Origin of the sequence: Aquirufa originis, from assembly GCF_042714495.1 — a bacterium.
Lineage (GTDB): Bacteria > Bacteroidota > Bacteroidia > Cytophagales > Spirosomataceae > Aquirufa > Aquirufa originis.
The window spans coordinates 262,944-289,538 of sequence record NZ_JBBKXY010000001.1 but is presented as its reverse complement, the minus strand read 5'-3'; the positions used below and the strand labels follow the sequence as shown (position 1 = coordinate 289,538).

The window sequence follows — 26,595 nt, the reverse complement described above, 5'->3', positions numbered from 1 at the left end:
TTATGCAGGGTGATTCGTTAAATAATCCAATTTATAGGCCCACGTGGCTGCGATGTTTTCAGCCTTCGTAATCGCCTCTTCTGTCTTAGGTCCTTCGAACAAATCGCGTAGTGTTTCTCTGAACATCCCCAGCCAACGCTCGAAGTGAGCCGGCGTAATGGGATGGATCTGATTGATCTGCAAATGCGGTCGCATGGGCGCTCCTTGGTAGGAAGTCCCCTGAAACAACAACATCTCCCAAAAATCATACATTTTAGGGAGATGCGTCGAGAAATCCACGTGCATCACTTCCATGAAAACCTTTCCTACTAAATCATCTGAGGGCATTTTAGCATAAAATGCATCCACAAATGTTTTAATATCGGCTTTAGAAGTGATGTCGTTTTTCATTACTTTATTTTCACTTTAGCCAGCAATTGGTTGGCTACTTTCGCCCCTTGAATCACACCTTGGTCTAAGGCTGGACGGAAGTGAATCCCTCCATACAAACGAGACACAGAGGCTTCGTCTGCGGCTTGTTTAAACGAAGTAAATTTACGTGGCGGCAATCCATAAGGGATCTCCGTAGAATCATTAAAGGCCACATTATCCCCGTATAATTTCGTCAATACCGTAGCAGCCGCACTTGAAATAGTACTATGTCCAGAAGTGTATTCTGGGAACGGTGGAGTCTGCAAAATCGGTATCCATTTTTTATCGATACTATTATTGATGACGGTCTCCGGACGAATTCTCACGGAACGGTATTTCTCATCCCAACACGAAATAAATCCATCAAAAATAGACATCGAAGTCATCACAAAAGCCTCTGCCACTTGAACATGCGACTTCTTTAATTGACGAGAAACTTGACCCACAATTCCCATCCAGTGTCCACCAGGGGACATCTTCTTGGTAGCAAACATTGCGTGACCTGTAATGTTCATTTTGAATGGATTGCAGTCCCAGAAATTCGCAATATTACGTTGCTCTTCAGTCAAATTTTTCACCGTGTTGTAGGATTCCATCACTTCTTTGTAATAGGGAGTTCCAGGCGTTAAATCAAACTTAGATGGCACTGGAGCCTGAAACTGAGCTGAAGAATCAAGACCTACGGGACGAATTTTAGTCCAGAATGGTTCCACTGCATCCATATAGGCAGGAGGAGTAGGAGTCCAAGTTCCAGGATCATTCGTCACGGTAAAACGAAAACCACGCGTTTGTTTGTAATTATCTTTTGCTGCATATTTAAACACAGATTCCGCAATCGAATCACCTAAAGCAATCGAACGCTCATACACATCATCCGGAATACCCGTTGCTCTGTAATCTTCTTCTAATTTCTGATCAAATTCATCGTATAATTCTTGTGCAAAAGTCAACTTCTTCCCCATCGTCAAGAATGCACGAGTGGAAGCCAATGGATAGCAATATTCCTTGCCTTTTTCTGGCTGAGCGACCTTCTCGAAACCATTGATTTGGCCTACTAAGGATTTATACCCTTTTTCTCCATGAATAGCTGCCTCGTACCCTGCAATACTAGCGTACATGTAAATACGGGATGAAACGGGAGGAGCAAAAATATCGTGAATGATACTTTCAGTTAACATCACTTCCGCACGAATTAAGAATTCAGGATTGGAAGCCGCTTTTTGGTAGTCTTTGTTCGAGCTAGAACAAGCTGCTACGAACAATACAGCGAAAAGGAAGATAATTTTTCTCATGTAGGGTTTGATTAACCTCACAAAGGTACGAAAATCAAGCATAATTTGACTGACGAAAATCAGGATCTAGCCAAAATTTCTTCAGCCGCTTTCCTACCCGAATGAAGCGCTCCTTGCAAGGACGGAAATTCCAAATAATCTCCAGCTAAAACGATGCCATTAGCGGCATTCTTTACAGCCTCATAGGTATCCACTTTTTGTAAGGAATGCGGAATATCAAAGCTTTCAATAAGGGTTAATTTTAGCCCAGGTAATTGCTTTTCTAATGCCAATTTAACGTCTTTTTCCGTACTGACTTGTAGGCTAGTCGCGGAATACAACGCTTTTCCGGTAGGTGCTAAAACAGGATTCACATCGGTCAAACAGGTAAAATGGAGTAAGTGTTGCTCTCCTACCAAGCGCAATAAGGCCGGTTCTCTTTCAGTCTTTTTCGCTGAAAAATAAAACGTTCTTGAGGCTAAGGTTTCCGGCGTCTGTAAACCCAAAATCTTCGCCGCCACCGGTAAATCTACCGCTAAAATAACGGCCTCCCCTTTTATAATTTCACCCGATTTCAGGGTGATAGTTGTGGGCGAAATAGCGACAATTTCTTGATTTAATTTTAGTTTATCTGTAGGCAACGATGAGGCCATTTGATCTGGTATCGCCTGCATTCCACCCGTTGGAATCGCCGCATTTCCATACAAAAACTGTTGCAAATAATAGAAAAACAAAGACGCCGGTTGAGTCAGCGTTTCTTGCAAAAAGACGCCTTGAAAAAACGGAATCAAAAATTCATTCTTAAACCGATCTGAGAACGTGTAGGATTCAATTAATTCTTGCGTTGTTTGCTTATTGTTATCTAAAGCAGGCACATCCCCCTGCAACCTAAACCAAATACGGGCCAGTGAAAATACATCTTTGAAAGTGAGTATATCCGAGGAAAATAATTCAAACGGGCGACGGAGAGGATTAAAAAATAATTGATCTTTCATCATAGCACCCGACTCAAAAAAATGGAGATTAAGTGCAGTCAAGTCTAGTGAGCGTTGTACTTCCGGATAAGAGGTTTGTAAAACTTGAAACCCACGGTCTAAAATAAATCCATCTTTTTCGAAAGACGAAACACGCCCACCAACCTTGGCTTGCTTTTCGAACAAAATGAAGTCTCTGCCGTTTTGGTGTAAAATATTGGCGGCCTGTAAACCCGCAATTCCAGCACCGATAATTAAGATGGGTTTCATAGATAAATTATATTTTTTAAAACACTGCAAAATTAAAATTGTTTAACATTCTTTTTATTAAATTGCAGTTTATAAATACAAAATTCCTGAATGGAGTACCTAATTAAGGCAGAAGGAGAGTACCGTTACATCGACGAAGGACAGGGTGAAACCCTTTTATTACTTCACGGATTGTTCGGCGCATTAAGCAATTGGGCTGGAGTAATTAATCACTTCAAGTCAAATTATCGAGTCATTATTCCGCTGATGCCCATTCATGATATGCCGATTCGGGAAGCAGGTTGTGAAGGATTGACGGAATTCATCGAAGGATTTGTCGCTTTTAAAGGGCTTGATAAGTTCAGCGCTATTGGCAATTCATTAGGTGGCCACGTTGCTTTGATTTACACCTTACGCCACCCAGAAAAGATTCAGCGTTTAATTTTAACAGGTTCATCAGGTCTTTTTGAAAACTCCATGGGCGGCTCTTATCCGAAGCGAGGGAATTACGAATACATCAAAGAACGCGTAGAATACACTTTTTATGACCCTAAAACGGCCAGTAAAGAATTAGTGGATGAGGTTTTCGAAATTACGAATAGCATCCCTAAAGTGATGCGTATTATTGCCATTGCAAAATCAGCGCAACGCAATAATATGGCCAAAGATATTGTACATATAAAGGCTCCTACCCTATTAATTTGGGGATTAAATGACACTATCACACCGCCAGAAGTGGGACATGAATTCAATCAATTAATCGAGGGATCTACGTTACGCTTTATTGACAAATGCTGTCACGCTCCTATGATGGAACGCCCAGACGAATTTAATACGATATTAACGGAGTGGTTAAACCAAAATCCAGTCTAATATGTTAATGCTCTCACACCTAAACTACGATTTACCGGTGTTGCGATTGACAGATTCAGTAGCAAAGGCACTGAAAACGTTGCGCGCACAGGGCGTCAATGCTTTAGCAGTGGCAGAAAACAAGCAATATATCGGCTTAGTTTCCTTAGAAATTTTAAGCCAGGCATTATCTCCTGAGCAATTCTTATCTGACTTGAAAAATCATTTTTCCAGCTTCAAAATGGAAGAAGAGGAAGATGTCTTAGCTAGTTTGCCATGGTTCGATGAACCGAGTTGCGATATCATCGCCATTACAAATGCAGATAACCAATTTAGAGGGTATTTGACCAAAACTGAAGTAGGAAACCTCCTGTTGAATTCAGGCGTTGAAAATAAAAATGGGGGCATTATCCGTATACCATTTCAAGCATCTCGTGATAGTTTGAGCACGATTATACGAATTATCGAAGAGGAAAATGGTTTTGTAGTACGCAGTTTTTTCCAAGAACCCAATGTTGTTTTGCAGGTTCAAACAGAGACCTTCGGTAAGATTATATCCAATTTGGAAAGACATAGCATTTTCATAGAAAAAGCCTTTGTTTTTGGCGAGCAATTAGAAGTAGATCAGGATCGTTTTGATCATTTAATGCGTTTTATTGACCTATAATGAGTGTACAATTAGCCATTCACGGAAAGACATTTTCGGCTGAAACTAAGCCCTTGATGGAGAAAATGTGGGCGGATATTTGTGCCAAAAACTGCCAACCCATCCTCTCCGATTTTTTCAAAAATCACCTCCTAGAACATGGTTTCTCTGTCGCGGATGTGCCCAGCTATTCTACTGAAAAAGGACTAGAGTCCGCGGACATGGCCTGGAGTATTGGAGGAGACGGAACACTATTGGAAACCTTAACTCAAATAGGTGCCAAAGAAATCCCCATCTTAGGTATCAATACGGGACGATTAGGCTTTTTAGCCACCCTATCTCCCCCCGAAATCAGTTCTGCATTAGACACGGTTTTACAAGGAAATTTTCGCATCGAAAACAGAAGCTTGGTTTCCGTTGAATCCGAGGTTGACTTTTTTGATGGCAAAGGTTTTGGCCTAAATGAAGTAGGTATTATGAAGACCGACACGTCATCGATGATTACCATCAAAGCTTTTGTAGACGGCAATTATTTAAACTCGTATTGGGCTGACGGACTAATCGTTTCTACAGCCACCGGATCTACCGGTTATTCATTAGCTGTGGGAGGCCCTTTAGTTATCCCGAGTTCCGATATTTTTATTATTGCACCCATGAGCCCGCACAATTTAAACGTGCGTCCGCTCCTTGTTTCTAGTTCAGCTGTGTTAACTTTTGAGGTAAGCTCTCGAAGCAAAAACTTCCTTATTTCGCTGGATTCACGTTCAAAAGTAATTGACAGTCACTTCAAAATCGAAGTCAAAAAAGCCCCATTCTCGGCAAAATTAATCAAAATTCCAGGGGATGATTTCTTGCAGACGCTGCGGAGTAAGTTGAATTGGGGGTTAGATGTTCGCAATTGATTTTATTCATTCAAAAATGCGCTGCGCGATATTTTTCAAATGAATAAAATGAATTGCGCTCCCTACTTAAAAGAATAAAGATTTGATTTAAATTTTAATTCATAAAAATATTGCGCAGCACATTTTTAGAATTAAAATTTAAAGCAATCTTTTAAGCTCATTCAACTTCAACAACGCCTCAATAGGCGACAACGAATTCACATCTAATTCCTTTAATTGATCCTCGATTTTCTGAAGTCCCTCCGGAATTTCAGCGCCAAACAGACTCATCTGGTAGTTAGCCTTGGGCATCTCTTTTAACTTATCAATGTTGTCTTCTAACACGTGATCTTTCTCCAGATTTTGAAGAATTTCGTGTGCACGTAATACGAGTGAAGTAGGCATCCCGGCTAATTGAGCAACATGGATACCAAAACTATGGGCACTTCCGCCTGGCAATAATTTGCGCAAGAAGATGATTTTATTCCCTACTTCTTTCACCGAAACGTGGAAGTTTTGAATGCGCGGGAAGTCTTGAGTTAACTCGTTTAATTCGTGGTAGTGGGTGGCAAATAAGGTTTTGGCCTTGTAAGACGGATGATTATGCAAGTGTTCTGCGATCGCCCACGCCATTGAAACGCCATCATATGTTGAGGTTCCGCGACCAATTTCGTCCAATAAAACGAGGGAGCGAGACGATAAATTATTTAAAATCGCTGCCGTTTCCGTCATCTCGACCATGAAAGTGGATTCGCCTTTGGATAAGTTATCTGAGGCTCCCACGCGCGTGAAAACCTTGTCCACTAAACCCAACGTCGCGGATTCAGCCGGAACATAAGATCCCATTTGGGCAAGCAAGACGATCAAGGCTGTTTGACGCAATAGAGCTGATTTACCCGCCATATTGGGACCCGTAATCATCATTATCTGTTGCGTTTTATCATCTAAATAGATGTCGTTCGGGACATAATTTTCGCCGGCTGGCAACTGTTTTTCGATGACTGGGTGACGACCACCTTTAATATCGAGAATTTCCGATTCGTTCAAAGACGGACGAACATAGTTGTTCTTCTTCGCCACCGTAGCAAAGGAGGCTACTACATCGAGTGTAGCAATCCCCAGCGCATTCTGCTGAATCTGAGTTATATACCCTAATGCTTCAGACACTAATTCTTGGAATAGACGGAATTCTATAACGGATATTTTATCCTCCGCGCTCAGAATTTTCTCCTCGTAAATCTTTAATTCTTCCGTGATATAACGCTCTGCATTCACTAAAGTCTGCTTGCGAATCCACTCGGGAGGAACACGATCCTTGTGTGAATTTGTAACCTCTAAATAATAGCCAAAAACCTTGTTATAAGAAACCTTCAAAGAAGTAATTCCGGTGCGTTCAATTTCGCGCTTTTGGATATCAGCTAAGAAGTTCTTGCCCGAACTAGAAAGCCCGTGCAATTCATCTAATTCCGCTAGATAGCCACTTTTAATCATCCCCCCTTGGTGCATTAACACCGGTGGATCTTCGCGCAAAATCGTGTCAATTTTCCCTACTAAATCCGCGCAAGTATCTAGGCTGTTCGCTAGACCTGAAAGGCTCGGCGACGTAGACGCTGACAACAAGGTTTTAATCTCTGGAATCTGTTGCAAGGCCTTCTTCAAGGCATTTAATTCACGCGGATTGATGCGACCTGCGGCGACTTTGGAAATCATCCGCTCTACATCCCCTATCGGTTTTAATAAATCCGAAACTTGATCCAATAATGTATCCGAGGCAAGTAAACCCGCCACGCCTTCTTGGCGTTGTTCGATCGTTTTTAAATCTTTCAAAGGCAATACCAGCCATTTACGAATTAAACGACCACCCATTGCCGTCAACGTTTGGTCGATGAGCGCGATTAAGGGAACTCCACCCTCTTGAGTCGGATGAATTAGTTCCAGATTTCGAATCGTAAAACGATCTAACCAAACGTATTTATCCTCCTCAATGCGTTGAATTGAAGAAATATGACCGATCGCGCGGTGCTCTGTTTCGGCTAAATAATGTAAAATGACTCCAGCAGAAATAATGCCGAGTGGACTATTTTCAATCCCAAAACCCTTGAGGTTTTTGGTCTTAAAATGTTGTGTTAAGAGCGGATAGGTGAATTCGTGAGTAAAAATCCACTCCTCCATCGTAAAGCTGTGAAATTGTTCTCCAAACGCATCGATGAAAGCGCTGCGGTGTTTTTTGGGATACAAAATCTCGGCCGGCAAGAAACTTTGGACTAACTTCTGAATATAAGCCAAAGGACCCTGTGAGCACATAAATTCCCCCGTCGAGATATCCAGTAAGGCAATTCCGTAGGTGGCCGATTTTTCCTCTAGAGAAATAGCCGCCACGTAATTATTACGCTTATTATCAAGCACTTGATCATTAAACGAAACACCCGGTGTCACTAATTCCGTTACCCCTCGCTTCACAATTCCCTTGACGGTCGCCGGATCTTCTAATTGATCACAAATGGCTACTCGCTCGCCTGCGCGGACTAATTTAGGTAAATAGGTGTCCAATGAATGGTGTGGAAAACCCGCTAATTCCGCATCGGCATTTCCATTATTACGGCGCGTCAAAACTATCCCTAAAATTTTAGAGGCTTTCACCGCATCTTGGCCAAAGGTCTCGTAAAAGTCCCCCACCCGGAACAATAATATGGCCCCTGGGTATTTCCCCTTGATTTGATTAAACTGCCTTGAAAGTGGGGTTTCCCCTTTTTTCAATGGCTCCTCTCCGATGTCTGCTTTCCGTGCCAAATATTTCTTTTCTAATAATGACAAAAATAAACCAAATTTTCTATTTTTGATTTCTCTAAACCAGATTAACAAAATGATTAACTCCTCTATTTACATTAAATCTCAACAAGAGGTTTTCGATGTAGTGATCGTAGGTTCCGGTGCGGGTGGCGGTATGGCTGCACACACGCTGGCAAAAGCTGGAGCAAAAGTGTGCATACTAGAAGCTGGGCAGCCTTTTGACCCGGCAGATCCGAAAGACATGACCCAAATGAAATGGCCCTACGAATCGCTTCGCCGTGGAGCGAGTTCATCGCTACGTAATTTTGGCGATTTTGACGCTGCTTATGGCGGCTGGGACATCGAGGGTGAACCTTACACACGTAAAAATGGAACAAAGTTTGATTGGTTCCGCTCCCGAATGGTGGGTGGTCGCACGAACCACTGGGGACGTATTTCCTTACGTTTTGGTCCAGATGATTTTAAAAGAAAAAGTATCGATGGCTTAGGCGATGACTGGCCGATCGGATATGATGATATGAAGCCTTATTACGATAAGGTAGACCAAATGATTGGGGTTTTTGGCACAAATGAAGGCCTAAGAAATGATCCAGATGGTTATTTCTTGCCTCCTCCTAAGCCTCGTCTTCATGAATTAATGATCAAAAAGGCGAACAAAGCCTTAGGCATCCCGACCTATCCGTCGCGTATGTCGATGTTAACAAAACCGATTAACAACGAGCGTGGTTCTTGCTTTTATTGCGGACAATGTAACCGTGGTTGCTCTGCCTACGCCGATTTCTCGTCGTCATCGGTATTAGTAAAACCAGCTGTCCAAACCGGAAATACGACTTTACTTCCCTTCGCGATGGCGCGAGAAGTACTGACTGATCCAGTGACAGGCTTAGCAACGGGCGTTTCTTATGTGCATACGGGCACGATGATGGAATATTCTGTCAAAGGAAAAATCGTTGTTTTAGCTGCCTCTGCTGGTGAAACAGCTCGTTTATTATTGAATTCAAAAAGTGCACGCTTCCCTAATGGTATCGCTAATTCCAGCGGTGTCGTAGGAAAATACATCAATGACTCCACTGGAGCTTCTCGTTCCGCGATTATTCCGTCTTTATTTGACCGGAAACGCTATAACGAAGACGGTGTGGGTGGTATGCACGTATATACGCCATGGTGGTTAGATAACAAGAAATTAGACTTTCCGCGTGGCTACCACATCGAATACGGTGGTGGTATGGGAATGCCTAACTATGGTTTCGGCTGGGGAATCGAAGGCTTAAACGGGAAAGAGAACTTTAACCGCGATGGTATTAAGAAAGCAGCCGGCGGATACGGAGCGACCTTGAAAGAGGATTATCGCCGTTTCTATGGTGCTTACGTCGGTTTTGCAGGACGTGGAGAACCTGTGCCACGCGAGGACAACTATTGTGAAATTGATCCGAACGTCGTAGACAAATTTGGTATCCCTGTGCTTCGTTTTAATTACAAATGGAGCGATTACGAGGTGAAGCAGGCCAAACACATGCAAGACACCTTCGAAGAGATCATTCACTCGATGGGTGGAGAGGCTTTAGGCAAGAAACCAGGTGCAGAAAATAACTACGGGTTAGCTGACCCAGGTCGCATTATTCACGAGGTAGGAACCGCTCGTATGGGTAACGATAAGAATACGTCGGTACTGAACTCGAACTGCCAAGCACATGACGTGAAGAACTTGTTCGTAGCGGATGCCGCTCCATTCGTTTCTCAAGGAGACAAAAATGCGACATGGACGATTTTGGCCCTATCCTTACGTACCTCAGAATACATTATCGATCAACGCAAAAAAGGCAACCTGTAAGATGAAAAGAAGAGACTATTTAAAAAATATGGGCTTAAGTTCACTGGGCTTAGCCGTTTTCAATCCCGATGAAAAAGCGATTGAGAATTTAAATTTGGGCAAAGTTCCGGTCAAAAGACCGAACGGACGTACGCAAGACGAGGCGGAACAAGAAGCGGCACTAAAAGCGGAAGTATTCTTGAACGCACACGAATTAGCGACGATTACGGTGCTATCTGACATCATCATTCCGGCAGATAAGAAATCTGGCAGCGCCTCTCAATCCGGCGTAACCGCCTTTATCGAGTTCATCGTCAAAGACAAAACGGAATTCAAGACGCCTATGCGCGGTGGATTACGTTGGTTAGATGTAGAATCGAATAAGCGTTTTTCTAAAAACTTCATCGATATTACGCCCAAACAGCGGATTAACATCGTAGATGATATCGCTTACCCAGGTAAAACGCCTAAACACTTAACGCAAGGAGAATCATTCTTCACCTTGATGCGTAATTTAACCGCAACCGGATTCTATACCTCTAAAATCGGTATCGAAGACCTCGAATACAAAGGAAACACACCTAATCAGTGGGCCGGCGTTCCAGACGAAGTGTTAAAACAATATGGTTTAAGTTATGACGCCTAGTCGTTTCGTTAGACCCACTATTTTCCAATCCATTCCAGGCCTCGTGGCGGGTGTTAGCACTCGCCACGGCGGCTTAAGTAAAATTCCTTATTCCTCTTTAAACGTAGGCGTTCACACCAATGATGCACCTGAAGTCATTGAACAGAATCTTTCTCTTTTATGCGCTGATTTAGGCATTTCACCAGCGGATTTAGCCCGCTCCTACCAGGTACACGGCGATAAAATTTGGGTGACAGGCAGAGCCGGATATCAATCCGGATTCGATGCAATGATTTCTGTCCAACCCGGAGTTTTTGCGGGAGTGGGAATTGCGGATTGCACGCCTATTTTATTAGCCGACCCCGTTACGCGCGTTTGTGCTGCGATTCATGCCGGTTGGAAAGGAACTGTTGCACAAATTGTGTACAAAACAGCTAAACGCATGATGGAGAACCGTGGATCAAATCCTGCAGACATTCTGGCTTACATAGGCCCATGTATTAGTTTGGGACATTTTGAGGTGGGTGATGAAGTGGCTTCTCAGTTTGATACAGCCCTTAAAACGCGTAAGGGAACTAAATGGCACGTCGATTTGAAAGCGGCGAATGCAGCTCAATTATTAGCACTAGGAATTGAGCAAATCGAAATCGATCCAGCCTGCACAGTGGAAAACAATGCGGATTTCTTTTCACACAGAACAGAAAAAGGGGTTACGGGTAGAATGCTTGCCCTAATTGGTTTTCAGGTTGCGTAGGAACATTTGGCGATTCAAATTCTCTTTAGGCAAGAACTCATAGGCCTTTTTGTAATCCTTACGCTTTAAATCCCCATTTTTCACAGACTTAATGAAGCTAATCCAAGCGAACGGGTTTGTTAAAGCTAACATAGGGCTATTGAAGAAACTTTTATTGGCCTGAGATGAAATCATCATATCAGAAAAATTCCTAAAGTTCGAGGAAGCTCCCATACCAGCTTGCAGGGCAAAAACGTTTAATTTTGACTGTTCCAGGTTATTACGAGCGTTATCTCGCTGTTGTGCGTCCCGTAATTGCATCGCTAAAAATGCCTGTTTGAACTCTTCTTCGCTCGAATGAGGAAACACTTTGACTTCGCGAAGCATCGTTGTCATCTCTTCCATCGGAATAATCACCTGGTGCACTAATTCCGTGTCACGCGGCACGATATAGTATTTTTTCTTGTAGCCTATGTAGGAAATCACCAAACTATCGCCGGGAAAAACATACATATCTACCTGCCCGAAATTATCACTTAAAGCACCGCGACCCGCTTGTGGATTAAAGATATAGGCCAAAGGAAGGAACTCTGAATTACTCGAAGCCACTACACGTCCCTGAAACAACACTGTTTTGTCCTGCCCTTGCGAAAAGGCAGTTAGAGATAGCAGGCAGAAAGCCAGCACACCTAACACACGAACAGCTAACCGTTTTTTCATAAAGCCGAAATTAAGCAAAAAAAGAATTCGATGCTGTTAAAGCCTGTTAATGCTTAGAGTTTTGGAAATAATTTCAAGAAAGTGATAATGAACGGAATCGATAGCAAAAGCCCATCAAAGCGATCTAAGAAGCCCCCGTGTCCCGGAATCGTGTCTGCCGAATCCTTGATATTGATACTGCGTTTGAAAAGAGATTCCACTAAATCACCATACGTACCTGCCACCACTATGATGATACCGATGCCAAACCACTGCCACGACTCGTAATTCGTGTAATACATCGATAAAACATAAGCAACGATCATCGCCGCGATCAAACCACCAATACTTCCTTCCCACGATTTCTTAGGGGAAACGCGTTCGAATAGTTTCGTTTTACCAAATTTAGTACCCGCAAAATACGCCCCAGAATCACTTGCCCATAATAAGAAAAGGCAACCTAATATGATTTGAGGATCGTATGTTTCGTTTTTCAGAAAGGCTAATACCGTCAATAAAGCAAAGGGAAGCGCCACATAAATAATCCCTAGAAAGGTATAAGCGATGTTTTTGAAGGGCTTTTCGTCTTTGGCATTATACAGCTTAATGAAGAAAATCAAAGCTAATAAAGGCGATAAAATGTAGTAATTCGAGTAAGCAATCTCCCCTTTCTCAATAAAAAAGGTCAACAGATGGAGCACAACGCCGCAAAAGGTTCCGTAAAAAGTTAGCGGTAAATTATCGCTGATACTTCCCACTAATTTGTAGAATTCCAGTTGCGCTGCAACCCCGATTAACAGGAACAAACCCAAAAAAGTATAATCACTAAACAGCACACAAAAAAGCAAAAACGGCACCGCAATGATGGCTGCGATCACGCGTTGTTGCAAATTAGACATCTCTCGTAAACTCATAAATCTTATTTTTCTAAGCGCATGCTGTGCAGGCGACGTATGTAAAACACTACTAAGACGAAAGAAATCACCACTGACCACCAAGGCGTAATTTCTCCTAATTTCTCCGGATCTACTGCAATTTGTTTCTGCTGATACATATACTGCATCGTCAGCGTCCAGCCATTATTGAACAAATGGGCCACGATTGGAATCCAGATATTGCGGTTCCACACATACAAATACCCAAAAAAGGCACCCAAAAATAAACGCGGAAAGAAGCCAAAAAACTGAAAGTGAATAAAGCTAAAAATGCCCGCAGACACCCAAATCGCCACATGATGATTACCCGTATACCGCTCAAAAAGCGACTGTAAAACACCTCTAAAGAACAATTCCTCCCCTAAGGCCGCTAATCCAGCGATGACCGCTAATCCAATCGCGAAGTCCATAGGACTATGAAAATCGATTAAAAATTTCGTCAATTCCGCTAATTGCGTTTCCGAGGCACGCATCCATTTCTCCGTCTCTTCAAAGCCAGCAGGCAACACTATGGATTCATTCCATTGAATAATGTATTCTAAGAGCGGCATTCCCACTAAAATAGTGATGATTGACCATAAAAAGATACGGTAATCAGGACTAGAATTACTAGAAAGGGAATTTAAATCACGCTTTTCAGACCAACGCAAATAAGCCCATGAACTAGCTACGAAAGTAAATAAAGCGGAAAACCACTGCAAAGCCATCATGGCGCGGAAGGCTCCCTCATAGTTTTGGGGATGAGCCATGAAATCTAGCACTGATTTTTGAAATTGATTTACGTCTTGTGTAGGAAAACCCACAATTAAAACGACGGATAATAAACCAATAAATTGGCCGATAAAGCCTCCTAACAGGAAAAATCCGAATAATATTAAGATTTTGGACAGCAATCCGATGTAACGTTCGGGGCCTTGAAAATTGTTATCTACCATAATGCTCGTAAATTTACGGAATTTTTAATCAGAATGGTAAAGATAGGTAACATCGAGCTTGGCTCATTTCCATTGCTATTAGCGCCCATGGAGGACGTGTCAGATCCGCCTTTCCGTGCGGTTTGTAAAGCGAATGGCGCTGATTTGATGTATACCGAATTTATTTCATCCGAAGGACTGATTCGAGATGCCGCAAAAAGTGTTCAAAAGCTCGATATTTTCGAATACGAACGCCCGATTGGGATTCAACTTTTTGGTAGTTCCATCGAGACGATGGCTTCGTGCGCAGAAATCGCCACGAAAGCTGGTCCAGATTTAATTGACATTAATTACGGCTGCCCCGTGAAACAGGTGGCCTGCAGAGGTGCTGGAGCCGCTTTATTGCAAGACATACCTAAAATGGTGGCGATGACCAAAGCCGTTGTAGATGCCACGCATTTACCGGTAACCGTCAAAACACGCCTTGGCTGGGATGATTCAACAAAAAATATTGAAGATGTGGCTGAACGTCTTCAAGATATTGGAATACAAGCTTTAACTGTTCACGGAAGAACACGTGTCCAGATGTATAAAGGTGCTGCGGACTGGGAATTGATTTCTAAAGTGAAGAAAAATCCGAGAATCAAGATTCCTATTTTCGGAAATGGCGACATTGATTCGCCTGAAAAAGCCAAAGAATACCGCGATCGCTACGAAGTGGATGGCATTATGATCGGACGTGCGTCTATCGGCTATCCCTGGATTTTCAATGAGATTAAACATTATTTAGCCACGGGGGAACATTTGGCCCCTCCTACCCTTCAACAACGTTTACAAGTTTGCCTCGATCACCTCGACTTCTCGATCCGCTGGAAAGGAAATCATGGAGGAATCGTCGAAATGCGCCGCCATTACGCGAATTATTTCCGCGGCATGGACCATTTCAAACCTTTCAGAACTCGTTTAGTCACTACCTATGAATTCGAAGAAATCAAAGGAATTCTAAACGAAATCGCAGCGCATTACGCTGGAGAACCCTTACACGCCTAATGGAAAACAAGCAAAAATCACCCGTATTACTCGTCATCTTAGCCTTTACGGCCCTATCCTTAATCTGGGGAAGCTCTTTCATCTTAGTGAAGAAAAGTTTAGTCTATTACAGCTCACCGCAAGTGGGTGCTTTGCGCATATTTGCTGCCTTTATTTTCTTTATTCCCGTGTTTTTAAAACAAAGACATGAGGTAAAAAAGGAACATTGGAAGAGCTTTTTATTAGCCGGTTTAACGGGAAATTTAATCCCGGCCATCTTGTTTTCTATTGCCGGAAAGCATTTGACGTCGGCCTTGTCTGGCATGCTTAACGCCTTCACTCCCTTATTTACCTTGATCGTGGGAATTCTCTTGTTTAAACAGGGTTTCCAATGGCGCCAGATGGTGGGGATTATACTAGGAATCGCCGGTTGTTTCGGCCTGATAGTGGGTGGAGAAGGATTTAATGTGGACTTTAATTACCACGCACTTTGGGTGGTATTAGCCACTTTCTTGTACGGTTTTAATCTACATATCGTGAAGACCAAATTATCTGGATTAAATCCCTTCACGTCTACCGCGGGCATCTTTATGGCGATTGGACCGCTTTCATTGATCCTATTAGCCTCCACTGGATTCTTCTCACAAGCCATCGAATGGTGGCCGTTTTTAGCCGCTTGTTCATTAGGCGTTTTCGGCTCTGCGATCGCAATGGTTTTATTCAATCAATTGATCAAATGGACGAACGCGATTGTGGCCAGTTCCGTCACCTACATCATTCCGATCGTAGCCGTAGGTTGGGGCGTTTTCGATGGAGAACAAGTATATCTTTCACAAGTGGTTGCGATGATCGTGTTGTTAATCGGGGTTTACGAAATCAACCGATCAAAGGCTTGATTTTGATTCGATTATTTTTGATTCAATAATGGGTCCGCGCTCCCCTATGCCATTCTCGTTGAAAGCTTCAATTTGGAAATAATAGGTCTTGCCGCGGTCCATGGATTTGAAATAATATTCATTTGTCCCAAAAACCTGCACTGACGTGTACATTTTATCCGGCGCGATACCTGAATAAATGACATAACCCGTCGCATTCGGCTTTTGACCCCATTTCAACCAGGCACTGCGCGAGTCGTGTTCTCCGCGCAAAACCAACAGATCCTTGATGACACCCGGCTTTTGGCCATGACCAAAACCAAAAGCCCGAATCCCAGAAATCGCAAATTTCCCCGCCGCCATATGGTGATTTACCAGTTTAAGGTAACGCACCTCTACTGACTTATGAAGCTCGACATAATCGTGAGGAATGTCCGTTTTGTTTGTAGACTTATCGATAATTATCTCCCACTTCTTGCCATCCTTGCTTCCTAACACTTGGTACTGGTGGTAGATGCCATTCATCTTCCCCAGGAAACTCGAATCCACATCTTGATCCGCATAATTTAATTGCAAGGCTTTTAACGTAGAAACCTCGCCTAAATCGGTCTCAATCCACTCCCCTTTTTTCGATGAAGCCGCAGACCAATAGGTTTTCATTTGCTCATCCACCGCAAAATTCGCGGAATAACCCGGCAAACTCGAAGATACGCGCACCGGTTTATTATAATTCAACAGCATCCATCCCGTAAATAATTCAGACGGTTTGTCTACTTTTTTCGTGGGAATATAGTGCGGATAATCTCCATAAGCCGTATTCGTAAACATGATTCCGTCTTGATCAAAATACGTAGGCCAAAGTCCTAACCGACGCTCAAAACTATTCTTCACCGCAATGGTAATCGTAGAAACATGCCACCAGTTGCCATATTGCCCCTCAAAAGTTGCACCATGCCCGGCACCACGTGTAAACCCACCCGGTTTGAACGAAAAAGGATTGTGCGCTTGGTAGGTAAATGGCCCCATCGGATGATCTGCCGTATACACGCCATCGCCGTAGGCAGAAAATTCCGTCCCCGGAGCGCCGTATTGCAAATAATATTTTCCCTTGTATTTATTCATCCAGGCTCCCTCCATAAAGGGCTTTAAGAACGTATTGTCTTGGTATTCCCCAAAACGCTCCCAGCCATGCAACTCATCATTCAATTTAATCAAGTCCTTGCGTTCCCCGATCGGCTGCAAGGTCTTCCGGTCTAACTCCTGACCATACATGGGATAAAAATTACTCGAACCGTGGTATAAATAAAGCCTGTTGTCGTCATCTAAAAAGAAAGCGGGATCCCAGGCACCAGCGGTAAAAGCATGAACAGCTTCTTTCCAAGTATCCGTTTCCGGTTTTTGGGAATACCAAAGCGTAAAATCTTTTGCATAGGTAGAACCTATCACTAACAAACTGTCGCCCAAGGTAAGGGTCGCTGGCGCACACAATTCATCATACACTTTGTGGTAAGGTTGCAAGAAACGGCGAGAAACAAAGTTCCATTGTAGCATATCCTTGCTCCACCAATAGCCCCATTGATTTGTGGAAAACAAGTAGTATTTGCCTTTGAAATACGAAATCACGGGATCTGCTGTAGCTCGGTGTCGCCCCTGTTCTGAGAAATTAGGAATAGGAGTAAATCCGTAATCCAAGTTCATCGGGTTACAATAAGTGGATGGCAATGAAGCGGTTTGCGCTCCGGCTGGAAAAGTAAAAGACAAAATAAAAAGCAACAATGCTGGAACAATTTTCATAGTTTTGAGGTCATATAGATGCCAGACTTATCTGGCTCAATTTCGATGAACAAAGTAAGTAAATTTCAGGGAATTATTTGGGCTGCGGTGTTGATAACACTGTGGAGCGCGAATTTAGCCTATTGTATAGACGCTGATTTCAGCTGGTCTGACCCTTGGATTTACGTCGCCATCCTTATTCAAACGCATTTGTACACGGGCTTATTCATTACTTCACATGATGCCATTCATGGAGTAGTTTATGCAGAAAATCCTCGCCTAAATCACGCAATCGGACGTTTCTGCACGATACTTTTCGCTTTTAATGATTACGGTACCTTGCGGGCAAAACACCACTTACACCACGCCCATGTGAATACAAACGAAGATCCAGACGTACACCAAGGGCCTTTCTTGCTTTGGTGGTTCAAATTCATTTGGCAATACGTGACTTGGAAACAGGTGCTAGCTATGGCGATTACTTACAATGTGTTGAAGATCTGGTTTCCGATGTGGAATTTGATCTTATTTTGGGAAGTGCCCGCGATCTTGAGTACGCTGCAATTATTTATTTTTGGGACCTATTTGCCGCACCGAGGTGAACATGCAGCGGACAACAAACAACAATCCAGGAGCCAAAGCAAAAACCATATTTGGGCGTTTATTTCGTGCTACTTTTTTGGCTACCATTTCGAACACCATGCGCAGCCTTATTTGCCTTGGTATAAATTACCCAAAGCCAAGGACGAAAGCCTTGCCTAGACCTAGATTTTTCCTAAATTTGCATCGCACAAAATCGACATAAACGAGCTCCTCATGAAAGAACCTAAATACAAACGCATTTTACTAAAACTTTCAGGCGAATCTCTTTCGACAGATGGAGAAGTGATTGACCCAACTATTCTTGGTCAATATGCCGCTGAAATCAAAAAGGTGCATGATTTAGGTGTAGAAGTAGCAATCGTAATCGGTGGAGGAAATATCTTCCGTGGCGCGAGTGCTGCTAAAGCAGGAATTGATCGCGTACAAGGCGATTACATGGGCATGTTAGCCACTGTAATCAATGGAATGGCGGTACAGGCTTCTTTGGAAAAACAAGGATTGTACACGCGTATGATGACTGCCATCAAAGTAGAAGCGGTTTGCGAACCTTTCATTCGCCGCCGTGCGATGCGTCACTTAGAAAAAGGACGTATTGTGATTTTTGGAGCAGGAACAGGTAACCCTTATTTCACGACAGATTCGACTGCCTCTCTTCGGGCCATCGAAATCGAAGCAGATGTGGTGTTAAAAGGAACACGAGTTGATGGTGTTTACACTGCTGATCCAGAGAAAGATGCGACGGCGACTCGCTATACGCATTTGAGCTTTTCGGAGGCGATCTCTAAAGGATTGAAAATTATGGATACCACGGCATTCACTTTATGCCAAGAAAATAACGTACCCATCATCGTGTTTGATATGAACAAGGACGGGAACTTAGCTGCCTTAGTATCGGGTGAGGATGTAGGAACATTAATTAGTTAATTGATAAAATGGAAGAAATCGAATTCTATATTGACGCAACAGTCGAAACCATGGACGGTGCGATCAAGCACTTAAACATTGAATTATCTAAGATTAGAGCTGGTAAAGCGAGTCCATCCATGTTAGATGGATTAACCATCGATTATTATGGTATGCAGACGGCTATTTCAGGTGCTGCTTCAGTCACCACTCCAGATGCGCGTACGATTGCGATCAAGCCTTTTGAGAAAGGAATTTTCGCTGAAATCGAGAAGTCTATCCGCAACTCAAGCTTAGGTTTGAATCCAATGAACGATGGCGAAATCATTCGTTTATCAATCCCTCCATTAACAGAAGAGCGTCGCCGTGATTTAGTGAAGCGTTGCAAGCAAGAAATTGAAGTCGCTAAGATTAATATCCGCAATGCCCGTCAAGATGGAAACAATAGCATCAAGAAATTAAAAGGTGATGGCGTCTCGGAAGATGCGATCAAGGAGGCAGAAGACAAGATCCAAAAGAAAACGGATGCCTACATCGCGAAGATCGACCAGGTCTTTAACGAAAAAGAGAAAGACATCATGTCAGTATAAATAGAAAGCCTCGAAATTCGAGGCTTTTTTTATAGTTCTAAACCCAAGGCATAACCCGTTTCAAGCATTCTGCGAATGTCCATTTTCGTAAAACGTTGGATATCGATGCTGAGAGGTTGCTTCGGTCGAATAATCGTTAGTTTCACTTCCGAACGCTGCATTCGAAGGTCCGCATTCAAAATCTCATTGACCGCAATATCCATCACCCGATCGACTAAGGCTAATAGATCCCCTGAGTCAAAATCCCCACCTTCGATCATCTCCGTGTGACAGGCGATCACTACCACTTCTTTAGCACCATCATTGATAGCCTTTTGCAAGGGCGCCACGTCCCGCAAACCTCCATCCAGGTAAGATTTACGCTTCTCTCCCTCAATCTTCACTACAGGCATCAAAATGGGCACAGCAGAGGAGGCCATTAAGTAGTCTTGGAAATTTTCAAAACTAGGATCTACATAATGCATCGCCCCTTCCATGATATTTACCGCACCTACTTTTAAGCCCACTGGACTCGCATGTAAATTTCGAACCTGTAATACATCGGATAAAAGATCTCGCAAAGGACTCGTATCCACTAATCCTTCGAACTTCTTCGTTAAAGCCGTCCATCCAAGCTGAAAAATGTTAAATGGCTTAGATAAGCATTCTGGACGCGTAATGCGTCGCTCCCAAAAATCCCATAAATCCTGCGCTGCCTGCGGATAGGAAATAGGTAAGTCTGAATTTGCTTGCTGGCCAAACTGGTTCACTAAATAAGCCGCATTTAAACTTCCCGCAGACACCCCATAAATAGCATCCGGTTGATAACCTTTCTCAAAAAGTGCCTTGATAACACCCGCTTGAAACGCTCCTTTGACGGAACCACCCGCTAAGACTAAAATCTGACTCATAATACCTTATTATCCACAAATCTGATTAAATTTACACAATTTACTGATTCAAACAATCCAAATGTCCTACTCCATTTCTTCCATTCAAGCGCCCATCGATGATTCGATGAAAGCATTCGAAGGGAAGTTCAAAACTTTTATGAAGACAAAAGTGATGTTGCTCGACACCATCATGCATTATATTGTCCAAAGAAAGGGAAAACAGATGCGCCCGATGTTCGTCTTTTTAACGGCAGGATGCATGGGAGAGATAACGGAGAAAACATTCAGGGGCGCAGCACTCATCGAATTATTACACACCGCAACATTGGTTCACGATGATGTTGTAGATGATTCAAATTACAGACGCGGATTCTTTTCCATCAATGCGATCTGGAAGAATAAGATTGCCGTTTTAGTGGGTGATTACTTACTTTCTAAAGGCTTATTACTTTCTGTGGAACATGAAGATTTCGATCTATTAAAATCCGTTTCCACCGCCGTTCGCGAAATGTCCGAAGGCGAATTATTGCAAATCGAAAAAGCGCGAAAACTGGACATCACAGAAGACGTCTATTTTGATATCATTACCAAGAAAACGGCAACTCTAATCGCCGCTTGCTGTGCGGTCGGATTTCAATCTGCCGGCGCTGATGCGGAGATGGTAGAGAAAGCGCGTTTATTTGGAGAGAAAGTAGGCATTGCTTTCCAAATCAAGGATGACTTGTTTGATTATGGCGATGCGGAAATTGGGAAACCTTTAGGGATCGACATCAAAGAAAAGAAGATGACCTTACCGCTGATTTATGCCCTCCAAAACACCGACAATTCGACAAAAAAGCACATCATTCAGCTGATTAAAAAAGAATCAGAGGATTCTATTAAAGTGCGCGAGGTCATCGAATTCGTTAAATCTACGGGAGGTTTGGCCTACGCCAACCAAAAGATGAATATAATCGCGGAGGAAGCCCGTGCGATCTTAGCGACCTTCCCAGCATCTGAATACCGTAACTCGTTGGGCGATCTGATTAGCTACACGATAGAACGCAATAAATAAAAAAAGGGAACCATTTCTGATTCCCTTTCTCTCCTATCCTTAGTGATTAACGTGGGCCTCCGAAGCCTCCTCCGCCACCACCCATGCGCATTCCTGGCATACCCATTGGTTGTTGTGGAGCTGCAGGAGCTGCATCACCTTCGCCTTTTGTATCGTCGTTATTCACTGATTTCTTTTTCTTCGTAGGACCAAAACTCATTTTACCAATACGATAAGACAAGTTAATCTTAAAGTTCATATTACGCATCGTGTTCTCGCTCAATTGGTAAATCGAGGCGGTCTTCGTTTCGTTACGCATCACAAATCCTTGAGGAGTCAAGAAGTTCTCTGCCCCGAAACCGATACTTCCCTTCTTGTTTTTGAAGTCCTTCTTAAAGCTCAAGCTATACATCCCAAAACCTCCTTGAGAACCTTGTAATTGAATTTGGTTCACGCGGTAGAAAGAGAAGATTTGCGCACCCCAACCATTCCCGATGTTGTAGTTACCGAAAATACGGAAGTTAGATTGTAAACCTTCGTTGCTCGCATTTAACAATGGATCCGGTACATTATTCTTCAAGACCATGTAAGACAAGTCTCCACCCCCACCAATCATCAATTTGTTAGACAAGTTCATGTTGATATTAATGTTCATACCATACGCATCTTCGTTACCGATGTTACGCGTTGTCGTTTTCACGGTATCTCCTTTTACTTCGCGGATACGATTGATCGATCCCGTAGTATTACGCACAAAGAAAGCAGTGGAGATATACGTCTGCTTCACAAACTTGCTATATGAAATCTCGTAGTTGTTGGTGTATTCTGGGGCCAAATTTGGATTACCCACCGAGATGTTCAAAGGGTTAGTGGCGTTCACGTTCGGGTTCAAGTTTTCGATACCTGGACGTTGAATACGGCGGTTATAAGAGAATCTCCACGTACCCGATTTGAAGGTCTTCGACATATTGAAACTAGGCACTAAAACGCCATAAGGAGGGATCACGGTATTTTGGCCTTCTTTCTTCAAGAAACTAGCCGTAATATCTGTGTGCTCATAACGAGCGCCTGCCTTGATGCTCCACTTGTTTTTTGTTGTCAAGGTATAGGAACCATACGTTCCCCAAATGTTTTGATTGTAATCAAACACGTTTGTTGGCAAGGTAGCTGTATTCGCTGGCGCATAAATACCATTCGCTCCAGCAGTGAAGGATTTATAATCTGAGGTCACATTACGCAAGATCCCTTTTCCTCCGAATTCAAATAATTGATTCTTTGCGATTGGTGTTTGGTAATCCATTTGGAAGGTAGCCTCCTCATTATAAGACGTATTCTCATTCTTAATTGAATTCGTAATTTCACTCATCGTCGAATTCGGATTCATAATCAAGTTAAAGAAATCGTTCGCACGGTTGTTACGGCTATACATTGATAAGATCGAGAATTCCTTTTGTGGTTTCTCAAAGGTATGCGTGTAATCGATATTCAAATCTACGTTAGCTGACTCATCTAATGAATTTGTGTTACGTAGAGACGAAACCGAACCATTTCTGATTTGCTGCAAGCCATCTTGCCAGTTATTTCCATTACGCAATCCAAAACGTACGTTTGAGGTAATCGAATTGTATTTATTAATATCCCAATCAAAACCTAATTGGTAGTTACCAAACAAACCTTGACGACGCGTTTCTGCCGTTTGAATGTTTGTCGTTTGCAAGCCATTGTTCGTCGTGATCTGAGTACTTTCAAATTTACCATTCACGTTGTATTCTGAACGACCAAAACCACCCAAAGATAATCCCCAAGTCTTGTTCCTAAAGTTTCCATTCAAAGCCAAGTTTGAACCTCGAGCACCCACTGAGGAGTCAAAAGAAAGCGTCAAGCCTTGTAAGGTATTTTTCTTCGTCACGATGTTAATAATACCCGCTGAACCTTCTGCATCGTATTTCGCAGATGGAGAGGTGATAACTTCCACCGTTTTAATCATATCCGCTGGAATCTGCTTCAAGGCATCTGTGATACTAGAAGCCATGATGGTAGAAGGCTTGTTATTGATTAAGACCTTCACATTAGTCGAACCACGAAGGGATGGGTTACCATCCAAATCCACAGAAAGCATCGGTACTTTTTTCAAGACATCTGTTGCATCGCCACCTTTATTTGAAGCATCTTTCTCGGCATTGTACACCGTGCGATCAACGCGTTCTTCAATCAAGGCACGTTGTCCTTCCACTGTCACTTCAGATAGCATCTTAGAACTAGGTTGTAATTTGATCACCCCTAAGTCGTGGTCGTCATTCTTTTCTGACACAGATACAAAAACCGTTTTGCTTTCATACCCGATGAAAGAAACGACGATTTTATACGATCCTACTGCGACTTTGTTCAGCGTAAATTTACCTACACCGTCAGCCACGGTACCGTCTACTGGTTTATTTGTCTTGGTATTGATTAGGGCCAAAGTGGCGAATTCCACTGGCTTTGAATCCGTCGAATCCAATAAGAATCCGATGATTTTTGCACTTCCTTTAGAAGCAGCTTGCGCTGTTCCTGGAATCACTGTCTCTTTCTTAGGCGCTGCACCAAAACCGCCCATTCCACCAGGAATCTGGGAAATAGCTGTTAATGATAAACTCATTAGTGCGAATAGCGTAATTAATTTTTTCATTGTTTGTTGTTTAAACATCTTCATTTAACGAATGCAAAATTTGTACATTCTATTTAAAGGCCTTCTTTTTTGCGACCAAAAAGGGTAATTTGTAGTCCAATATGATCATCCCTATTCAGACTTCTCGGCTTACTATACTCCCGCTAACGAACCAGTATTTGCGAGTTTGGCATCAATCGGGGCGCAAAGATCTGGAAAAAAGGCTAGATCTACAGCATAACCCTTGGGAAATGGAATTGTTCTATGAGCAGGAAACCAGGCAAGCCTTACGCGATTATTGGATTCCTCAGACGGCAAAATTTCCTTTGGATTTCTACTGGTACACAAATTGGGAAATAATCCTCAAATCTTCGTCCTGCTCTGTGGGGGGAATCGGTTTTGCGGGATTGCCAGATGATCAGGGGACTACCGAGATTGGTTATGCCTTAGACCAGAAATTCAGAGGACAGGGAATAGCTACAGAAGCGGTGCAGGCCTTATGCGATTGGGCTTTTCAAGATTCTGGATTACGTATTATTCGCGCGGAAACACCGGTGAACAATGTTGGGTCGCAACAGGTTTTAGAGAAAAACGACTTCCAAAAAACAGGGGAGAAAACACTGGCACTCGAAAACCCCATGCAAGTTTTCACCTGGGAACGCCTTCGATACTGATCTTTTTCAGTAATTTTACTGAATTGCCAATGTTAGACAGCTAAAAGCATGCAAAATTTCACTTCGGTTAAAGACGCTTACAATATTCAAAACTTAGTCAATGAGGCTTTGTTGATGAAGAAGACCCCCTATGCGGATAAGCACATTGGGAAAAACCGTACGCTCGGTTTATTATTCTTCAATGCCAGTCTTCGCACGCGCCTTTCTACCCAAAAAGCTGCTCAAAACCTCGGAATGGAGGTCATGATCATGAATGTGGGAGCCGATTCGTGGCAACTCGAAATGAACGAAGGCGTCATTATGAATGGTGACAAGGCGGAACACATTTCAGAGGCCGCCGCTGTCGTAGGCTCGTATTGCGATATTGTAGGGGTGCGTAGTTTCCCTGGTTTAGTAGATAGAGAATTAGATTATAGCGAACAGGTATTGAACCAGTTCTTGAAATATACGGGACGTCCGTTTCTTAGCTTGGAGTCAGCGACTCGCCATCCTTTGCAGTCGTTAACGGATTTAATTACAATCAACGAGTTCAAGACCGTAGAGCGACCTAAAGTAGTGTTGACTTGGGCTCCACACGTGAAAGCTTTGCCGCAATGTGTGCCTAATTCCTTCTCGGAATGGATGAATCACGCTGACGTGGATTTCACGATTGCTCACCCTAAAGGCTATGAATTAGCGCCTGAATTCGCTGGAAATGCGAAGATTTGCTACGACCCTAAAGAGGCGTATGAGGGTGCAGATTTTATTTATGCTAAAAACTGGTCATCCTACCAAGACTACGGAAAAATACTTTCTTCCGATCCCGCTTGGATGGTAGATGCCGCGAAAATGAGCCTGACAAACAATGCCAAATTCATGCACTGCCTTCCGGTTAGACGGAATTTAGTGGTCGCTGACGAGGTGATCGATTCCCCTAATTCGATTGTGATTCAACAAGCGGGTAACCGGGTTTGGGCGGCACAGGCTGTTTTAAAGGAAATGATTTTAACCATCATGAGAACGGAGAGCCCGTATTTATTCTAATGTCTGCTAAACCCACCCTTCAAGTAGTTAAAATAGGCGGGAATGTCATCGACAATCCATCCGCCCTGGCTAGCTTTTTGCAGGACTTTGCTTCTTTGACTGGCCCTAAATTGCTGGTGCACGGAGGTGGTAAGATTGCCACTCAAATGGCAGCTTCAATGGGCATCGAGAGTCAAATGATTGAGGGCAGACGCGTGACTGACGAAGAAAGCCTTCGTATTGTGACGATGGTTTATGCAGGTTGGATTAATAAATCGATTGTGGCCGAATTACAAGGATTAACTTGTAATGCCTTGGGCTTAACTGGACCGGATGGCAGAATCGTGTTATCGAAGAAAAGAGCTGCCACACCCATTGATTATGGTTTTGTAGGCGATATTGTTTTAGTGAATGCTGATTCCTTGTCAGGATTAATTGCGGCAGGATTCTCTCCCATCTTTGCTCCGATTACGGCAGATGCAGCAGGTCAACTATTGAATACGAATGCGGATACGATGGCACAGGCTTTGGCTATAGCCCTCAGTTCAACATACGACGTTACGTTAACATATTGCTTTGAAAAGAAAGGCGTTTTAATGGACCCTACTGACGACGATTCGGTCATTAGCTCCATCAATCCAGCCTCATTTATAGACTTAAAAGAAAAAGGAATCGTCTCTGCGGGGATGATCCCGAAATTAGATAATGCCCTTAAGGCGATCTCTGCCGGTGTTTCCGTGGTGCGTTTATGCCACGCAGATAACTTGCAGAAAACCGAAATAGGAACAAAAATAAGTGCTTAAC

General features: G+C 43.0%; 25 protein-coding genes. 15 read left to right on the top strand and 10 right to left on the bottom strand.

Annotation, left to right across the window (positions count from 1 at the left end; genetic code table 11):
* From SKC35_RS01230 to SKC35_RS01220, 3 genes are read right to left on the bottom strand one after another with little or no spacing between them, the layout of a single operon-like run.
* Complete coding sequence (locus tag SKC35_RS01230) at positions 1-390, bottom strand: group III truncated hemoglobin (protein WP_377977687.1); 390 nt, start codon at positions 388-390, stop codon at positions 1-3.
* A complete protein-coding gene (locus tag SKC35_RS01225) occupies positions 390-1,703 on the bottom strand; it encodes a vanadium-dependent haloperoxidase (RefSeq protein WP_377977686.1) in 1,314 nt (437 codons plus the stop codon). The genes SKC35_RS01230 and SKC35_RS01225 overlap by 1 nt, the downstream gene beginning before the upstream one ends.
* Before the next feature lie 59 nt (positions 1,704-1,762).
* Positions 1,763-2,926, bottom strand: coding sequence for an NAD(P)/FAD-dependent oxidoreductase (locus SKC35_RS01220; protein WP_377977685.1), 1,164 nt, complete (start codon positions 2,924-2,926; stop codon positions 1,763-1,765).
* A gap of 90 nt (positions 2,927-3,016) precedes the next feature.
* On the opposite strand from SKC35_RS01220, the gene SKC35_RS01215 reads away from it, so the two are divergent.
* From SKC35_RS01215 to SKC35_RS01205, 3 genes are read left to right on the top strand one after another with little or no spacing between them, the layout of a single operon-like run.
* Positions 3,017-3,778, top strand: coding sequence for an alpha/beta fold hydrolase (locus SKC35_RS01215; protein WP_377977684.1), 762 nt, complete (start codon positions 3,017-3,019; stop codon positions 3,776-3,778).
* A 7-nt stretch (positions 3,779-3,785) separates the two neighbouring features.
* Positions 3,786-4,424, top strand: a complete 639-nt coding sequence (locus SKC35_RS01210) for a CBS domain-containing protein (RefSeq protein WP_377977683.1) — start codon at positions 3,786-3,788, stop codon at positions 4,422-4,424.
* Positions 4,424-5,305: an NAD kinase gene (locus SKC35_RS01205; protein ID WP_377977682.1), complete on the top strand. Its 882-nt coding sequence runs from the start codon at positions 4,424-4,426 to the stop codon at positions 5,303-5,305. Before SKC35_RS01210 ends, SKC35_RS01205 begins: the two co-directional genes overlap by 1 nt.
* 138 nt (positions 5,306-5,443) lie before the next feature.
* Here SKC35_RS01205 and mutS read toward each other — a convergent pair whose 3' ends face one another.
* Positions 5,444-8,074 carry a DNA mismatch repair protein MutS gene (mutS, locus tag SKC35_RS01200; protein WP_377978398.1) on the bottom strand — a complete coding sequence of 877 codons (2,631 nt, stop codon included), beginning with the start codon at positions 8,072-8,074 and terminating at the stop codon, positions 5,444-5,446.
* A gap of 73 nt (positions 8,075-8,147) precedes the next feature.
* On the opposite strand from mutS, the gene SKC35_RS01195 reads away from it, so the two are divergent.
* The 3 genes from SKC35_RS01195 to pgeF are packed head-to-tail and all read left to right on the top strand — an operon-like array spanning position 8,148 to position 11,263.
* Complete coding sequence (locus SKC35_RS01195; RefSeq protein ID WP_377977681.1) at positions 8,148-9,905, top strand: GMC family oxidoreductase; 1,758 nt, start codon at positions 8,148-8,150, stop codon at positions 9,903-9,905.
* A gap of 1 nt (position 9,906) precedes the next feature.
* Positions 9,907-10,530, top strand: a complete 624-nt coding sequence (locus SKC35_RS01190; RefSeq protein ID WP_377977680.1) for a gluconate 2-dehydrogenase subunit 3 family protein — start codon at positions 9,907-9,909, stop codon at positions 10,528-10,530.
* Entirely contained in the window at positions 10,520-11,263 is a 744-nt protein-coding gene (gene pgeF, locus SKC35_RS01185; RefSeq protein ID WP_377977679.1) for a peptidoglycan editing factor PgeF, read from the top strand. Before SKC35_RS01190 ends, pgeF begins: the two co-directional genes overlap by 11 nt.
* On the opposite strand, the gene SKC35_RS01180 is transcribed toward pgeF, so the two are convergent.
* From SKC35_RS01180 to SKC35_RS01170, 3 genes are read right to left on the bottom strand one after another with little or no spacing between them, the layout of a single operon-like run.
* The gene (locus SKC35_RS01180; RefSeq protein ID WP_377977678.1) at positions 11,240-11,962 is read right to left on the bottom strand and encodes a peptidase associated/transthyretin-like domain-containing protein; all 723 of its coding nucleotides are present in this window, start codon (positions 11,960-11,962) and stop codon (positions 11,240-11,242) included. The two genes, pgeF and SKC35_RS01180, sit on opposite strands and share 24 nt — an antisense overlap.
* Positions 11,963-12,015: 53 nt before the next feature.
* Complete coding sequence (locus SKC35_RS01175; RefSeq protein ID WP_377977677.1) at positions 12,016-12,855, bottom strand: phosphatidate cytidylyltransferase; 840 nt, start codon at positions 12,853-12,855, stop codon at positions 12,016-12,018.
* A 5-nt stretch (positions 12,856-12,860) separates the two neighbouring features.
* Positions 12,861-13,811, bottom strand: a complete 951-nt coding sequence (locus tag SKC35_RS01170; protein WP_377977676.1) for a CPBP family intramembrane glutamic endopeptidase — start codon at positions 13,809-13,811, stop codon at positions 12,861-12,863.
* Between the two features lie 33 nt (positions 13,812-13,844).
* Between SKC35_RS01170 and dusB the strand changes: the two genes are divergently transcribed.
* Complete coding sequence (gene dusB / locus SKC35_RS01165) at positions 13,845-14,840, top strand: tRNA dihydrouridine synthase DusB (protein ID WP_377977675.1); 996 nt, start codon at positions 13,845-13,847, stop codon at positions 14,838-14,840.
* A complete protein-coding gene (locus tag SKC35_RS01160; protein WP_377977674.1) occupies positions 14,840-15,715 on the top strand; it encodes a DMT family transporter in 876 nt (291 codons plus the stop codon). The genes dusB and SKC35_RS01160 overlap by 1 nt, the downstream gene beginning before the upstream one ends.
* Here SKC35_RS01160 and SKC35_RS01155 read toward each other — a convergent pair.
* Positions 15,704-17,488 carry a family 43 glycosylhydrolase gene (locus SKC35_RS01155; protein WP_377977673.1) on the bottom strand — a complete coding sequence of 595 codons (1,785 nt, stop codon included), beginning with the start codon at positions 17,486-17,488 and terminating at the stop codon, positions 15,704-15,706. The two genes, SKC35_RS01160 and SKC35_RS01155, sit on opposite strands and share 12 nt — an antisense overlap.
* 45 nt (positions 17,489-17,533) lie before the next feature.
* Here SKC35_RS01155 and SKC35_RS01150 point away from each other — a divergent pair, with 45 nt between their 5' ends.
* From SKC35_RS01150 to frr, 3 genes are read left to right on the top strand one after another with little or no spacing between them, the layout of a single operon-like run.
* Positions 17,534-18,229: a fatty acid desaturase gene (locus SKC35_RS01150; protein WP_377977672.1), complete on the top strand. Its 696-nt coding sequence runs from the start codon at positions 17,534-17,536 to the stop codon at positions 18,227-18,229.
* Between the two features lie 54 nt (positions 18,230-18,283).
* Positions 18,284-18,994: a UMP kinase gene (gene pyrH, locus SKC35_RS01145; protein ID WP_377977671.1), complete on the top strand. Its 711-nt coding sequence runs from the start codon at positions 18,284-18,286 to the stop codon at positions 18,992-18,994.
* A gap of 8 nt (positions 18,995-19,002) precedes the next feature.
* Positions 19,003-19,563 carry a ribosome recycling factor gene (gene frr, locus SKC35_RS01140; protein ID WP_130896083.1) on the top strand — a complete coding sequence of 187 codons (561 nt, stop codon included), beginning with the start codon at positions 19,003-19,005 and terminating at the stop codon, positions 19,561-19,563.
* Between the two features lie 29 nt (positions 19,564-19,592).
* On the opposite strand, the gene SKC35_RS01135 is transcribed toward frr, so the two are convergent.
* Positions 19,593-20,453, bottom strand: a complete 861-nt coding sequence (locus SKC35_RS01135; protein ID WP_377977670.1) for a patatin-like phospholipase family protein — start codon at positions 20,451-20,453, stop codon at positions 19,593-19,595.
* 61 nt (positions 20,454-20,514) lie between these two features.
* Between SKC35_RS01135 and SKC35_RS01130 the strand changes: the two genes are divergently transcribed.
* Positions 20,515-21,489 carry a polyprenyl synthetase family protein gene (locus SKC35_RS01130; protein ID WP_377977669.1) on the top strand — a complete coding sequence of 325 codons (975 nt, stop codon included), beginning with the start codon at positions 20,515-20,517 and terminating at the stop codon, positions 21,487-21,489.
* A 46-nt stretch (positions 21,490-21,535) separates the two neighbouring features.
* On the opposite strand, the gene SKC35_RS01125 is transcribed toward SKC35_RS01130, so the two are convergent.
* Entirely contained in the window at positions 21,536-24,136 is a 2,601-nt protein-coding gene (locus tag SKC35_RS01125) for a TonB-dependent receptor domain-containing protein (protein WP_377977668.1), read from the bottom strand.
* Between the two features lie 101 nt (positions 24,137-24,237).
* On the opposite strand from SKC35_RS01125, the gene SKC35_RS01120 reads away from it, so the two are divergent.
* Genes SKC35_RS01120 through argB form a run of 3 tightly spaced genes read left to right on the top strand, consistent with a single transcriptional unit; the run spans position 24,238 to position 26,594 of the window.
* A complete protein-coding gene (locus SKC35_RS01120; RefSeq protein ID WP_377977667.1) occupies positions 24,238-24,789 on the top strand; it encodes a GNAT family N-acetyltransferase in 552 nt (183 codons plus the stop codon).
* A gap of 48 nt (positions 24,790-24,837) precedes the next feature.
* Entirely contained in the window at positions 24,838-25,812 is a 975-nt protein-coding gene (locus SKC35_RS01115) for a Rossmann-fold NAD(P)-binding domain-containing protein (protein WP_377977666.1), read from the top strand.
* Positions 25,812-26,594, top strand: coding sequence for an acetylglutamate kinase (gene argB / locus SKC35_RS01110; protein WP_377977665.1), 783 nt, complete (start codon positions 25,812-25,814; stop codon positions 26,592-26,594). The genes SKC35_RS01115 and argB overlap by 1 nt, the downstream gene beginning before the upstream one ends.
* Position 26,595 lies beyond the last annotated feature (1 nt).